The organism is Mycobacterium sp. (assembly GCF_049278535.1).
Taxonomy (GTDB): domain Bacteria; phylum Actinomycetota; class Actinomycetes; order Mycobacteriales; family Mycobacteriaceae; genus Mycobacterium.
Genome location: NZ_JBAPMI010000132.1, coordinates 1 through 12,623, shown reverse-complemented (window position 1 = coordinate 12,623; position 12,623 = coordinate 1). Strand labels below are relative to the sequence as shown.

The window sequence follows — 12,623 nt, the reverse complement described above, 5'->3', positions numbered from 1 at the left end:
ATATCTGGATGCCGAACAGGCGCAAGTTCAGACACCGTTAATGACGATGTGGCTCCCCCGACGCCTTCTAAGCCGCTATCCGAATTCCTCGTCGCGTTCGGCGTCGGCCACCGTCAAGGGCAAAGCCAACTCTTCGAGCGGACGTTGTTCGGCGGCGACGCCGAGCCACAGCTCCACCAGGCCCGCGACGGCCATGACCGCAGCGCCGATGAGGAACGACCACATCACCTGGCTGCGCTGACCGGAATCGATCAGTTGGCCGAACAGCAGCGGCCCGCTGATGCCGCCGATTCCGGTGCCGACCGCGTAGAAAAATGCGATCGCCAACGCCCTGGTCTCCATCGGAAAGATCTCGCTCACGGTCAGGTAGGCAGCGCTGGCGCCCGCCGAGGCCAGAAAGAACGTCGCGGCGAGCACCCCGATGAATGTCCACACGCCGCCGGTCTCGTTTACGAAGAGGACGGCGAGGACCACGGCCGCGACGGCTGAGCCGACATAGGAGAAGGTGATCATCGGTTTGCGACCGACGGTGTCGAAGAGCCGTCCGAGCAGCAGCGGACCCAAGAAATTGCTCAGTGCCCATAGAACGTAGAACTGCGGCACCTTGTCGGCATGGATGCCGTAGAAGCCGCTCAGCAATGTGCCCAGATTGAAGGTCACGCCGTTGTAGAGAAATGCCTGCCCGATGAACAACGCCAGTCCGAGGATCGCGCGCCGCGGATAGAGCGTGAACGCGACCCGCGCGATTTCGACAAACGAAATCGTCTCGCGCTGACGGACTTTGAGCGGCTTGCCCGGCGGCTCCGGCAGCGGCTGACCAGTTTGCCGTTGAACGTCGGCCTCTATCTCGCCGACGATCCGCTCCGCTTCCTGGTTGCGTCCGTGAATGAACAGCCAGCGTGGGCTTTCTGGAACGTTGCGCCGGACCAGCAACACGAAGATGCCGAAGATGGCGCCGACGCCGAACGCGAGCCGCCATCCGATGTTGGCTGGGAAGTTCGAGGTGTCCAGCAGGAAGAGGGCGCCGCCCGCCCCGGCGGCCGATCCCAGCCAGTATGTCCCGTTGATCACCAGATCCACGCGACCCCGGACACGCGCGGGGATCAACTCGTCGATGGCCGAATTGATGGCCGCGTACTCCCCACCGATGCCTGAGCCCGTGAAGAATCGGGTGAGGAAGAAAAACCACGGTGCGAAGGCGAACGCCGTCGCAACGGTCGCGGTCAAGTACACCGCGAGGGTCAGGATGAACAGATTGCGCCGTCCGAAGCGGTCCGTCAGGTGGCCGAAGAACAACGCGCCCAGGCACGCGCCGGCGATGTAGATCGCCGCGGCCGTGCCGATGTCCGCGGGGGTGAGCGCAATGCCGCTGCCGTGCTCGGTGAGTCGAGACGACACGTTGCCGACCATCGTCACCTCGAGCCCATCCAGGATCCACACCCCGCCGAGCCCGACAACAACACGCCAGTGGAACCGCGACCACGGCAGCCGATCCAGACGTGCCGGAACGCGCGTGCTGATCGTTCCGGTTTGGGCGCGTTCGCTCATGTTTCTCCGTCCTCATTGGAACCCAGCGGGCTGACGCCAGTCTTGCAGCCCAGACTGTGGGCTCTCAGCGATCTCGGCGATCGGCCGGGTCCCACGCGTGGTGTTAGGTTCGAACGGCGGAACGAAGGAGTGGGATGTGAGTACGTATTTCTGGGGTGTGCTGGCGGTGATCGCCCTGGCGGTGACGTTGCTCCTGTTATCAATTGGTTTTACCTACGCACGGCGGTTGGAGCGGCAACCTAAGCTCCCGTTCAGCGAGGAAATCGGAGCTGCGCCACGGGTCATTCACAAACTGCGCAAACGCGAACCCATGACGCCAGAGGAGCTCGAGTACGCCGAGCGCATTGTCGCCATCCGCGGCAACCCGATGGCCCTCTGCATTCCCTTCACCCTGTTCGCGCTCTCGTGCTACTACGTTTTCGGGTGTCTCGAATACCTGCATGGAGCCACTCCGTCCGAGCGAACGTTCATTGGCGTGATTCCGATGTTCACCTCGACGAACCTGGCGATCCAACTTCTGCGCGCGAGGCGCCTCAAAGGCCGCCTTCGAACCGCGCCAGTGGCGGCCTGAGGCCCTGTGGTCCGCGCTGCCGACTGTGCTGACAAGTGATAACGTTCCGCAAGTTGTAGTCGCGTCCGTTCAGTATCTGGTAGCGTCATATCGGCCGTATATCAATCTGGTTGATATACGGCACTGCGTTGGGGCCCAAGTAACCGCGTTCCGAAAGGTGATCGAGTGAGCCCTCGTTCGAGCACGCGGAACGTGCTGGCGCGAATCTGGATGCCGCTGGTCTCTGTTGTCGTGGTGAGTGTGGGCCTGGTCTGCATGTGGAAGGTGCATCAATTCTCCGAACCGGAACCGGTGATCACGGTCAACGGTCCGCAGGCGCCGGAGGAGTTCAATATCAAGCGGCTCACCTATGAGGTGTTCGGTTCCGTGGGCAAGGGCGGGAAGCTGGTCTATGTCGACATCGATGGACATCCGCACCAGGTCGATGTGACGACGCTGCCGTGGTCCCACACCGAGACCACCACGCTGACGGTAGCCTCCGGCTCGATTTCGGTGCATGTTCACGGCGGCCAGGTGGGCTGCCGAATGCTCGTGGACGGTGTTGTCCGCGACGAGCAAAAAGGTAATCATCAGGACGCCGACGTCGAGTGCAGGGTGAAATCGGCGTGAGTGAGCATCGCCTGGATGAGCCGCGCGTCAGACGGCCCTTGATCCCGCGGATGGTCCGCACTTTTGCAGTACCGATCATCTTCTTCTGGGGCTTCCTCGCGGTCACGACGACTGCCTTCATGCCCAAGGTGGAGGACGTCGCTGAAGAACTCGCCGGGCCGATGGTCCCGCACTACGCGCCGTCGCAACGAGCGCTGCTGCACATCGGCGAAAAGTTTCACGAGTCCAATTCGACGAACCTGACCATGGTGGTGTTCGAGGCGAATCGTCCACTGGCCGACCAGGACCACCTCTACTACGACGATCTGATGCAGCGCCTGCAGCACGACACCAAGCACGTGCAGTACGTGATGGATCTATGGGGCAAACCGTTCACCGCGGCGGGAGCACAAAGCGTCGACGGCAAATGCACCTACGTGTTGTTGCGCCTCGCCGGCGATATCGGGCAGATCGAGGCGAACGCGTCGGTGAATGCCGTTCGGAACATCATCGCCAAGGACACCCCGCCGCCGGGACTCAAGGTATTCGTGAGCGGCGCCGCGCCGCTGGCAGCGGACACACTGAGCATCGCCAACGCAAGCCTGAACAACGTCACGATCGTCACGATCGTCCTCATCTTCGTGATGTTGCTGATCGTCTATCGCTCGCCTCCTACGCTCTTGGTGCCTTTGCTCGGCGTCCTTATCGAAATGCTTGTCGCCAAAGGGGTTATCTCGACCCTTGGCCATTTGGGATACATCGAGCTGTCATCGTTTGCCGTCAACATCGTGATCGCGTTGACGCTGGGTGCGGGGACGGACTACGGCATCTTCTTGATGGGCCGCTACCACGAGGCGCGCCTGGCCGGTGAAACCCGAGAAGACAGTTTTTACATTGCGTACAAAGGCGTCGCGCCCATCATTATCGGGTCGGGGCTAACGATCGCTGGCGCATGTTACTGCCTGACATTTGCGCGATTAAACTACTTCCACACCATGGGGCCGGCGGTCGCGATCACCATGCTGTTCACCATCGCCGCCGCGATGACGCTCGGCCCGGCGGTTTTGACGCTCGGCAGCCTGTTCGGGATGTTCGACCCCAGACAGGAAGTCAAGGCGCACGTGTATCGACGGATCGGCGCGAGCGTCGTGCGTTGGCCGGTGCCGATCCTCGCAGCCAGTTCGGCCATCGTGTTGCTCGGGGCGATTTTCGTACCGAGCTACCGACAGAACTACGACGATCGGCAATACCAGCCACATGACGCGCCAGCCAATTTGGGTTTTCAGGCTGCCGACCGGCATTTCCCCAAGAGCAAATTGTTCTCCGAGATGCTCATGGTCGAAACCGACCACGACATGCGTAACTCGGCCGACTTCATCTCGTTGGACCGGGTCGCCAGAGCCCTGATCCGACTGAATGGCGTGGCGATGGTGCAAGGCATGACGCGACCGTTGGGCCGCGCGCTGCAGCACGCCAGCATTCCCTACCTGTTCACCACGCAGGGCAGCGGCAACGGCCAGCAGTTGCCGTTCAACCGAGAGCAGAACTCCAACACTGACCAGCAGGCGGATATCCAGGCGCACTCCGTCGAGGTGCTGCGCAAAGAGATCGTCTTTTTCCAGAAGGTCTCCGACGAGTTGCACCAGACGGCTCTCACGATCGCGGATCTGCAGAAGGTCAGCGAAGACGTGCGGGACGACGTGGCTAATCTTGACGATTTCTTCCGCCCGATCAAGAGCTATTTCTATTGGGAGAAGCACTGTTACGACATCCCGATCTGCTGGACCTTCAGATCGGTATTCGACACGATCGACCAGATCGACAAGTTGGCCGAAGACATCAATTACGCCAGAATCTCCATCGAGGAGGTCGACAAGACTTTCCCGAAAATCATCGCGCAGTTGAAAGCGACCGCCGACGACACCGAGGCCCTACAGGCGAAGTTGGTCAACAGCTACGGGTCGGCGGACCTGCAGTCACTGCAAACCGAGCAGACCTTCGATGACTCGATCAACGTTGGCAATGACTGGGACAAGTCCCGCAGCGACGACTTCTTCTACATCCCGCACGAAGGCTTCGACAACGAAGACGTCAAAACCGGGATGAAATTGATGATGTCGCCGGACGGCAAGGCCGCCCGCTTCATCGTCACCCATGAGGGCGATGCGATGGGCCCCGAAGGCGTCGAGCACGTCAAAATGTTCCCCGATGCAATCAAGACGATCTTGAAAGAGACCTCGCTGGCCGGCGCGCGAGTCTATATCGGCGGCTCGGGCGCCAACGATAAGGACATCAAGACGTACGCGGCATCCGATTTGCTGATCGCGGCCATCGCCGCCTTTGTGTTGATCTTTTTGATCATGATGTTCATCACACGAAGTCTGGTGGCGGCCTTGGTGATTCCCGGCACAGTCGCCTTCTCCTACGCCGGGGCGTTCGGCTTGTCCATTCTTCTGTGGCAGCACCTCATAGGTCTGCACCTGCATTGGCTTGTTCTACCGCTGACGTTCATCATCCTGGTGGCGGTCGGGTCGGACTACAACCTGCTGCTGATCAACCGCGTCAAGGAAGAGCTTCACGGTGGAATACATACCGGTCTGATCCGCGCGCTCGGCAGTACCGGTGGTGTGGTGACGTCGGCCGGCATGGTATTCGCCTTCACCATGTTGGCCATGCTCACCAGCGATCTGCGAACGATCGGTCAGGTCGGCTCGACGGTCTGCATCGGCCTGCTTCTCGACACGCTCATCGTGCGTTCGTTCGTCGTGCCGTCCATCCTTGCCATATTGGGACCGTGGTTCTGGTGGCCGACAGTCGTCCGTCGTCGGCCGCAACCGCAGCCAGCCAACCCCTAGACGTCACCTGCTCGTAAGAATTGCTGGGCAGAATTAATCACTATGCCGATGCCATCCAGCCGGGTGCTCCAAATGCGGGCAGTCGACCTCACCAACCGCTTGCCGGGTTACCAACTCCGCGAGAGTGGCGAAGGCGACGACGCGTGGAAGCGGGTCAAGACCCGGGTTGTCTGCGAGTTGGCTCCGCACGACGGTGACTTCCTGCCCGAGATGTGCACGGTGAAATTCACTGACGGAACCGAGCGCTACTTCAACCCGAGCGACCAAGTCGAAATCCGGCCCTAATATTCAAGCTGGCACTTCGACGGCGTAGAGCCGGTGGGCGCCCTGCAGGCCTTTGAGTTCCGCCTCGCGTGGCGCGCACAGATTGATGCCGGGCACATCGTCGACCGCATCACGCACCGCTTCGCTGACGAGGATCTCGCCACCGCCGGCTTCCCCGGCGATCCGGGCGGCCATCGCCACGTTGCGGCCGAAGAGATCGTCCCCGCGCCGCACCGACGGCCCGATGTGAATACCGATCCGGACGCGGATGTCCGCCCACTGCTCGGCGTTCTTGAGCAGCGCGCGCTGTATGCCAATCCCGCACAGCACGGCCTGTTCGGTGTCGGCGAATGCGATCATGAATCCGTCGCCCTGGGTCTTGACCACGTGCCCGCCGTGATCGGCGACAAGCTTCTCGATGAGCCGGTTGTGTCGCTCCAGCACCTTCACCCATTCCTTGTCCCCCAAAGCTTCGTTGTGCGCGGTGGAGTCCTCGATATCGGAAAAGGCGATCACGACATCGCCGTCTGCGGTCAGCCGTGCTAGATCGGGACGTTCGACCTGGGCCCAGCCGGCCAGATCTTCGATCGAGTTACGGACCGTGGCGCCAATCCCTTTGGTGATCAATGAGTCTGCTGTCCGCCATGCCGTCCTCAGTGCGGATGGCGCTAGCCCAGGGCGCCGTCGACGGCGGGCAATCCTTGGTCGACGAGCGCGCTCCAGCTCGGCTCGGGTTCCTTTCAGCTGCTGGCGCGACACAATGAGCAGCGCCCCGAGAGCAATGATCCCGCCGAGCTCGACGACTGCGATGCCGCTCGCCAGTAGAGCCGCGTTCATCGGCAGGCCGCCACTGCGAACGGTGTCGTCACGAGTCGATTATGGCCGTCGACCCCACACGAGCGGCGACCCCATGGCGCTGAGCTGCATTTCCTATCTGCGGCGGGCGCTGCTTGCTGATGCCGGCCTACGCTGGTTGCCATTGACCGGCAGGAGGATTAACCGATGGCCCGTGCTCGCGTTCTCATCGCTGTCGGCGCTGCTCTGATCGTGATGTCATTGTTCGTGAGCGTCCCATTGCGTGGACTGCTCGGTCTCGCCATTACAGCGGTGATCTCGATGGCGCTGTTCGTTGCGGGCGTGGCGCTGATCGCCAATCAGGTGATCGAATTACGGCGATTCAAAGGCCGGTAGACGTGACTCGGAATTCGGCACAACGCCTCACTTCGGGTACTCGCCTATTCGAGCCGCTTCGACGTGCGGCCGAGGCAGGATGTGTGGCGTGAGCTGGTCGAGGTATACGGGAAAGGCCCCCGCGGAGATAACTCTCACCGGAGACGCACGAGATGCTGAGCTCGAAGACTTTATCCGGCTGCAGAATCCGCATCTGACCGATGTTCGTTTGGAACACGCAACGGCTACCGACAACGACGTCGAGCTCCAGCCCGATCGGCAGTGGTACGTCGTCACCTACTTGGCTGACGACGGCGAAGGCCATATCGCGTAAGGCTATCTGGCCAGGCGGGGCTGGACGCCTCGCCAACGCTTACCGAATCCGGCGATGTCTCCCTTGCGCCGATGTGATATTCGGACTCAGGCGCACTGAACATGTTGCCCCGCAATGCTATTCCACTGCACCGTGAGGTATAAGCCATTAGGGAATCGGGTCGGCAACGGGGCACTCTGGCCGTGACGCAGGCGCGGCGATTCAGCTCCTGTCGAGCTAAGGTAAAAATCCGATCCGTGCCATCCCAGTCCCTACGACCTCGCCCTTGCTGCTTGGAAAGCGGTGCGAACTGTGAGTAGCCCTCGGCTGCATGTTGCGTTTGTATGCAGTTTCAATCGCGCTCGATCCGTGATGGCTGCGGTGTTGTTTGCTGAGCAGCTTCGGGAACGCGGCCTGGCTGAGCTGGTGCAAGTGTCCAGTGCGGGCCTTGTCGCTTCGGTGGGTGACAGCGCCGATGAGCAAGCGTGCTCGGTGCTGGGTGGGCGTGGTTATCCGGTGCCGGCGGGCCATCGGGCTGCGCTGGTCGGTCCTGAGCACCTTGGGGCTGATTTGGTTGTTGCGTTGGGCCGCGAACACGTCGGGCTGCTGCGGGAGCGCGGCGTTGATGAGGACCGACTGAGGTGCATAGACGTCCGGAATCCTTTCTTTGCTGCTGATTTCGAGAACGCCTACATGCTTATTGAGGACGCGATGGCCGGGCTGCACGAGTGGCTCGACGAGCGCCTGATCGCGCCTGATTTCGGCCGTTTGGAAACCGCGGTGGGCTATCGCTTCTGGACTGGCGTCCCCGGGGACGCGTTGCGGTCGCCGTACCACTCACAAATCTCGTGGCCGACAAAATCGACTTCGGCCGAATGCGCCAACCCAGAGCATGTGCCACCGGAGCCGGATTGCGATTGCGGCTGGTACGCCGACATCGAGGTTGCGGATCTCGTCGCACGCGCACGTGGGTTCCCGATCGTGTCGCACGAGGTGTCGCGCATGGGGGTTGTGGAGCCGCCGTGGTCGTACCTGGTTGTCGGCAAGGTTCTATTGACCGATGTGCTCGCATACCGGCCACCACCTTTTATGACGATCAGCCCACGTGCCGAGTACCGGGCGCGGGTGGGCGTCATCGTCGAGCTGGGCTTGCTAGACACGGACGGGGGCCCGGAGGCCGTTGCGTTCGGGCAGGAGTTGCGAGATAGGTACGAGGTGGAGGTCTTCGACATCAGCGTCCGCGGCGAGCTCGGCGACTGTGCCGCAGGCGTGGATTGAGACCCGTTGCGCTCCGAACGAATTCGACTCTGCGGGAGCTGGATTCGCCTAAGCAGACGTCCGAGCAGTCATTGGCCCACGACGGCCTCTCCTCGGGGCGGGCCTAGTCGTCAACTGGACGAACTGCTAGGCGAACGACAAATGAACGGAATCGGAAGCTGACGCTGCAGGAGCCGATGCTAAATAGGCTTGGCCGCATGTTCTTCGTTTGTAGGCGGAGGCTCGCCGCGTTGCTGATGGTGCCACTCGCAGTGTTCTTAGCATCGTGCGGCTTTTTCCACACCACCTCCGCACCGGCAGTGATAGGGCAAGAAGTCGTCGACGGAAAGTTCGCGTTCATCGTCAATGAAGTCGGTACCTCCCCCACATTCGGCGACACTCGTGCCGGAGGCACCTACGTGGTCGTGTCGATGGCAGTCAGGAATGTCGGCACAGCGGCGCAGCTTTTCGAGTTGGCCGCTCAGAAGCTGAAGGAACACGATGGGCGGGGGCATTCAGCAAGCTTCATGGAGCCGGTAGTCAGCAACGTTGACCCAGGTCTTCAGGTGAGCGTAAAGCTCGCATTCGACGTGCCGCCCGGGCTGCGCCAGACCCAGCTCGTGCTGCACGAGTCTGAATCCTCACACGGATCACCGGTCAATCTGGTGGTGCCGCCATCTCCATCTCCGTCGCATGGCTAGCTGCCGCTGACCGCGGTAGTCAGTCTCTGTGCCCTGGGTTTTCAGTGTTTAGCCGCACCATTCGCGCACATCGCACGGGTACCGATATTGGCGCGGCAACCGAATTCTAAGACCGCTTCGCCTACTACCTACGACCTGGCAAGTGCAAGATGATCCTCATGAGGCTTCACTGGGTCAAGAACCACGACGACCATTACTCCGCCGACGCCGGCAATCGCACCTACATCGTTCGCCTCTTCAATGTGGGCGCATACGACGGCGACCCCACGCTGACCATGTACGACGATCGGTACCGGTCGACATGCTGGTCTCTGACGACCCGGGTGGGCAGCATGACTCGTAACCCTGACCGGTTGTTCAACGACCTCTCCAGCGCGTTATTAGCGGCGCAGGTTGCGGAGGACAACGCAAGGGACGACCCACGCCAACACTCGGACGTGAGTGATCGCCCAGGACGACACCAACGATGGGTCGGCGAAGACCACACCGCCACGATCACCGGCCGCGACGGCGAGACCTACACGTACTGGACCCGCCAAAATAGCCGATGGTGATCGGCCAAGGAGATGGGCAGCGCGAAATCGCAGCGTGATGTAATTGCTGGGATGAGTCGGGCTGACAGGATTTGAACCTGCGACCACTTGACCCCCAGGGCTTGCGCAACACGTTCGCGCGTGTTCGCGGGTGCTCCGGTTCCTGCAGTTCAAAGCCGTTCGAGAACATCGGCGAACCGTCACGAGCACGCGAGAAATGAGATCCGTTGCGCTGCCAACGTGATCGCGTGTGCGGGAACCGTGGCGGCTAGGCCGTCTGAACATTTATCGGTCCGCCCCGTTCTCTCCTCGGAGCGGGCTGAGTCGTCAACGGGCGGCGCTTGTTTTCAACCCCAATGAACATGAAGGTGCTACCCCCTTGTGCGACTCCTACATCGGCCGCTGTCGGTGCTGCCATTGACCCGGTGCGTAGACGGGAGAATCCTAAAGGTGATCGCTGGACGCAGCATGCAACGACGATCCGGGAGAGTGATGAGTTCGGAATATGCAACGGAGCAGGTGCCGCTGGCCGAGATCCAGGAGGGTGACACGATCCAAGATCCCGAGTCCGGCCAGTGGTTCACCGTCACCCGAACCGCGGACGGCACGACGAGGGTCACGCACAAGCACTCTGATGGCGACACGACGGTCATCGAGGGGTATCGCGTCTACTACGGCGACGAACGACAAGGTGAGCAGGTCGATTCCCGGTGCGTCATCGATTCCCGGTCCACAAAAGGCCTCGTCACTCGCCAGGTGCGAGAGTAATCGCAAGGGTCCACGCGACCGCGCGGCGGTGACCGTCACCGACCCAGACCCGGTCACTATCCAGCTCGAGACCGACGAGCGACCCAGCGGCGAAGACGAGCCCCACCGGCCGGAACTTCCGTTTAGTTTTCCGCGTAACAGATCTTGATCCAGAGTCGTTGCTCCTCGGGAGCTAGTGTCACATTGTGCCCGGAAGTCTCGCGGCTACGGAGACGATGGCGGTCTGCCTGGTGTTTCTGGCCTGCGCCGATTTGCCGCTCGGGCCGGGTAATGGTCTACCCGGCGGTGCTGACGCCGGTGATTACGCCTTATCGCGGGATCGTAGCTCCCGCCTGAGATCGATCACCTCTTTCTCAAGGTCGATCACAGCCTTGGCGCACATGGCTGTCAGTCCAATGAGTTTCACTACCACAGCCCATATCCGGCTATGGCCGGAGAAGGACTGGTCGAACTCGGCAAACCGGTCGATGAATTCCTTTCCGATAACGGATTCGGGATCGAGCGGTATTTGCCGCATCTTGATGAACGGCGAGAAGTCGGGTACTTCTTCAGGATAGGGCTCCATCTTGCGAGCGTAGGCCGCTTGCCCGGCGTGTGCCCCGGCCATGCACGGAGGAGTTTGGGGCAATTCGGTTCCGCTCGTCGGAGTTCGCGCGGTTGGATCGACTTGCGCAGAACCAGTTGTTCTGCACAACGTGGCAGCGCAGTCGCCCGACGGTCGTCAGCTTCTGTGTGATGACGGGTCGGCAACCTGGGTTCAAAACTGAAGCAGCACACCGCCAAGACTGCCGACACTCGACGGCGATAACGAGCGAACATCGACAGCCGTGGCAGATCCATTCCGAGCCCGGTACGCGCTCAACAGTTGTGAACGGCGATGTCCTTGCCCACGTAGGGGTCATAACCGCGACTCACGATGTAGTTCGTGACGGCGCGCACGCAGTCGCCACCACTATTGGTCGTCGCAATGTCGGCGACCGCCGCGCAGGTGGCGTCACGGTACGTGCCCACATGGTGCAGCTCCTGAGGAATGAGCAGGTTGCCGAGTTCGCAATACGGGTCAGCATGAGCAGTAGGAACCATCCCCATCATCGGGACGGACACGGCGGCTGCGACAGCGCCACACAACTTGATCACTGCAGCATTATGGCTGCCGACGCGTCGAGTCGCGTGGCGAATATCGCATCCGACGACGTGCGGTGCCTTAGAGGCGGTCCGTCGCTACTAGCGATGTGATCACTACACAGCGGCGTTCCCCTTCACGGCACAGCAGATGCTAATTCTTTGCACCTCCTGCCAGCTTTCCTAATCGTCCCAGTTCTCGCAGCTGCAAGCGGGTTGATGGGATTTGCCAAAAAGCCTTATTAGTAGCCCGAGCTGCCATACCGTAAGCCATGAGCAAACTAATCAAGATCAGCGCGGTCGTCGCAGTCGCTGCCGGGCTCAGCACAGCTCCCGCCCACGCCGATGTTTTCGACATGTGTCCTGACGGGCACGAGGGCGTCGTCGGTGGTCACACCACCTGCGACTTCGCCGACAACGTCCGCAGCGCTTACTACGCCTCGGGCAAGTTAAACGATTTCGTCGCGTACTCGCCGGTCACTGGAGAACGCTACGAAATGAGCTGCGAAGGCGGGTATTCGGCACGTTTCTCCAATGGTGCGGTCGTAAACTCGACCCGTTGCTACGGCGGCGATAATGCCGAAGTCGTCGTCTGGTGACCGACGAATACACAGCACGATGAGTGAGGAATCTAATGGCTAACTGTCTGGCCGTACGCAAGCAAGTTCAGCGGGCCACCCTTGCGGTAATGGGAGCAGTGATCTGTGCAGCCTCGGCAATCCCAATCGAGGCTCAGGCAGAGACCCCGTAGGCGGCCTTCTGCGCTGATAACGCGGAACGACTGCAGAGAACTTTCCACGAGTCTGGGCTTGACCCGGCTCAGTGGGCCAGTGATTCAACGAACCTTGCCAGATTCGGCTTTCAGGGGCCGGGTGACATCGACACCCTTGTGTCGGGCTGACAGGATTTGAACCTGCGACCACTTGACCCCCA

15 protein-coding genes are annotated in these 12,623 nt (G+C 61.1%); 11 read left to right on the top strand and 4 right to left on the bottom strand.

All coding sequences use genetic code 11. The features are described 5' to 3' along the window. Positions 1-75: 75 nt before the first annotated feature. On the bottom strand, positions 76-1,548 hold the full coding sequence (locus WAO18_RS08595) for an MFS transporter (RefSeq protein ID WP_422205533.1): 1,473 nt from the start codon (positions 1,546-1,548) through the stop codon (positions 76-78). A gap of 136 nt (positions 1,549-1,684) precedes the next feature. On the opposite strand from WAO18_RS08595, the gene WAO18_RS08590 reads away from it, so the two are divergent. From WAO18_RS08590 to WAO18_RS08575, 4 genes are all read left to right on the top strand, one after another. Next, positions 1,685-2,119 carry a hypothetical protein gene (locus tag WAO18_RS08590; RefSeq protein ID WP_422205574.1) on the top strand — a complete coding sequence of 145 codons (435 nt, stop codon included), beginning with the start codon at positions 1,685-1,687 and terminating at the stop codon, positions 2,117-2,119. 210 nt (positions 2,120-2,329) lie between these two features. Further along, positions 2,330-2,728, top strand: a complete 399-nt coding sequence (locus WAO18_RS08585) for an MmpS family transport accessory protein (RefSeq protein WP_422205572.1) — start codon at positions 2,330-2,332, stop codon at positions 2,726-2,728. A gap of 50 nt (positions 2,729-2,778) precedes the next feature. After that, a complete protein-coding gene (locus tag WAO18_RS08580) occupies positions 2,779-5,562 on the top strand; it encodes an RND family transporter (protein ID WP_422205570.1) in 2,784 nt (927 codons plus the stop codon). 42 nt (positions 5,563-5,604) lie between these two features. Next, entirely contained in the window at positions 5,605-5,847 is a 243-nt protein-coding gene (locus WAO18_RS08575) for a hypothetical protein (protein WP_422205531.1), read from the top strand. 3 nt (positions 5,848-5,850) lie between these two features. Here WAO18_RS08575 and WAO18_RS08570 read toward each other — a convergent pair whose 3' ends face one another. Further along, positions 5,851-6,453, bottom strand: coding sequence for an adenylate/guanylate cyclase domain-containing protein (locus WAO18_RS08570; RefSeq protein ID WP_422205529.1), 603 nt, complete (start codon positions 6,451-6,453; stop codon positions 5,851-5,853). A 375-nt stretch (positions 6,454-6,828) separates the two neighbouring features. Between WAO18_RS08570 and WAO18_RS08565 the strand changes: the two genes are divergently transcribed. The 6 genes from WAO18_RS08565 to WAO18_RS08540 all read left to right on the top strand — a co-directional run bounded on the left by WAO18_RS08565 (position 6,829) and on the right by WAO18_RS08540 (position 10,568). Beyond that, on the top strand, positions 6,829-7,017 hold the full coding sequence (locus tag WAO18_RS08565) for a hypothetical protein (RefSeq protein ID WP_422205527.1): 189 nt from the start codon (positions 6,829-6,831) through the stop codon (positions 7,015-7,017). Between the two features lie 88 nt (positions 7,018-7,105). Next, the gene (locus tag WAO18_RS08560; protein WP_422205525.1) at positions 7,106-7,330 is read left to right on the top strand and encodes a hypothetical protein; all 225 of its coding nucleotides are present in this window, start codon (positions 7,106-7,108) and stop codon (positions 7,328-7,330) included. A 282-nt stretch (positions 7,331-7,612) separates the two neighbouring features. Further along, entirely contained in the window at positions 7,613-8,587 is a 975-nt protein-coding gene (locus tag WAO18_RS08555) for a low molecular weight phosphatase family protein (RefSeq protein WP_422205523.1), read from the top strand. A gap of 251 nt (positions 8,588-8,838) precedes the next feature. Continuing rightward, positions 8,839-9,267 (top strand): DUF4352 domain-containing protein, encoded by a 429-nt coding sequence (locus WAO18_RS08550; RefSeq protein ID WP_422205521.1) that lies wholly within the window; start codon positions 8,839-8,841, stop codon positions 9,265-9,267. Between the two features lie 158 nt (positions 9,268-9,425). Further along, on the top strand, positions 9,426-9,821 hold the full coding sequence (locus tag WAO18_RS08545) for a hypothetical protein (protein ID WP_422205519.1): 396 nt from the start codon (positions 9,426-9,428) through the stop codon (positions 9,819-9,821). Between the two features lie 471 nt (positions 9,822-10,292). Beyond that, a complete protein-coding gene (locus tag WAO18_RS08540) occupies positions 10,293-10,568 on the top strand; it encodes a hypothetical protein (RefSeq protein WP_422205518.1) in 276 nt (91 codons plus the stop codon). Between the two features lie 301 nt (positions 10,569-10,869). On the opposite strand, the gene WAO18_RS08535 is transcribed toward WAO18_RS08540, so the two are convergent. After that, the gene (locus tag WAO18_RS08535) at positions 10,870-11,133 is read right to left on the bottom strand and encodes a hypothetical protein (RefSeq protein ID WP_422205516.1); all 264 of its coding nucleotides are present in this window, start codon (positions 11,131-11,133) and stop codon (positions 10,870-10,872) included. A 293-nt stretch (positions 11,134-11,426) separates the two neighbouring features. After that, positions 11,427-11,705: a hypothetical protein gene (locus tag WAO18_RS08530; RefSeq protein ID WP_422205515.1), complete on the bottom strand. Its 279-nt coding sequence runs from the start codon at positions 11,703-11,705 to the stop codon at positions 11,427-11,429. A 257-nt stretch (positions 11,706-11,962) separates the two neighbouring features. Between WAO18_RS08530 and WAO18_RS08525 the strand changes: the two genes are divergently transcribed. Further along, positions 11,963-12,289, top strand: a complete 327-nt coding sequence (locus WAO18_RS08525) for a hypothetical protein (protein WP_422205513.1) — start codon at positions 11,963-11,965, stop codon at positions 12,287-12,289. Positions 12,290-12,623: the final 334 nt, after the last annotated feature.

Bases quoted from the DNA above. Each gene is read 5' to 3' on its own strand.
- WAO18_RS08595 (WP_422205533.1), bottom strand. From the start codon at position 1,548: ATGAGCGAACGCGCCCAAACCGGAACGATCAGCACGCGCGTTCCGGCA.
- WAO18_RS08585 (WP_422205572.1), top strand. From the start codon at position 2,330: ATGCCGCTGGTCTCTGTTGTCGTGGTGAGTGTGGGCCTGGTCTGCATG.
- WAO18_RS08580 (WP_422205570.1), top strand. From the start codon at position 2,779: ATGGTCCGCACTTTTGCAGTACCGATCATCTTCTTCTGGGGCTTCCTC.
- WAO18_RS08575 (WP_422205531.1), top strand. From the start codon at position 5,605: ATGCCGATGCCATCCAGCCGGGTGCTCCAAATGCGGGCAGTCGACCTC.
- WAO18_RS08565 (WP_422205527.1), top strand. From the start codon at position 6,829: ATGGCCCGTGCTCGCGTTCTCATCGCTGTCGGCGCTGCTCTGATCGTG.
- WAO18_RS08545 (WP_422205519.1), top strand. From the start codon at position 9,426: ATGAGGCTTCACTGGGTCAAGAACCACGACGACCATTACTCCGCCGAC.
- WAO18_RS08540 (WP_422205518.1), top strand. From the start codon at position 10,293: ATGAGTTCGGAATATGCAACGGAGCAGGTGCCGCTGGCCGAGATCCAG.
- WAO18_RS08535 (WP_422205516.1), bottom strand. From the start codon at position 11,133: ATGGAGCCCTATCCTGAAGAAGTACCCGACTTCTCGCCGTTCATCAAG.
- WAO18_RS08525 (WP_422205513.1), top strand. From the start codon at position 11,963: ATGAGCAAACTAATCAAGATCAGCGCGGTCGTCGCAGTCGCTGCCGGG.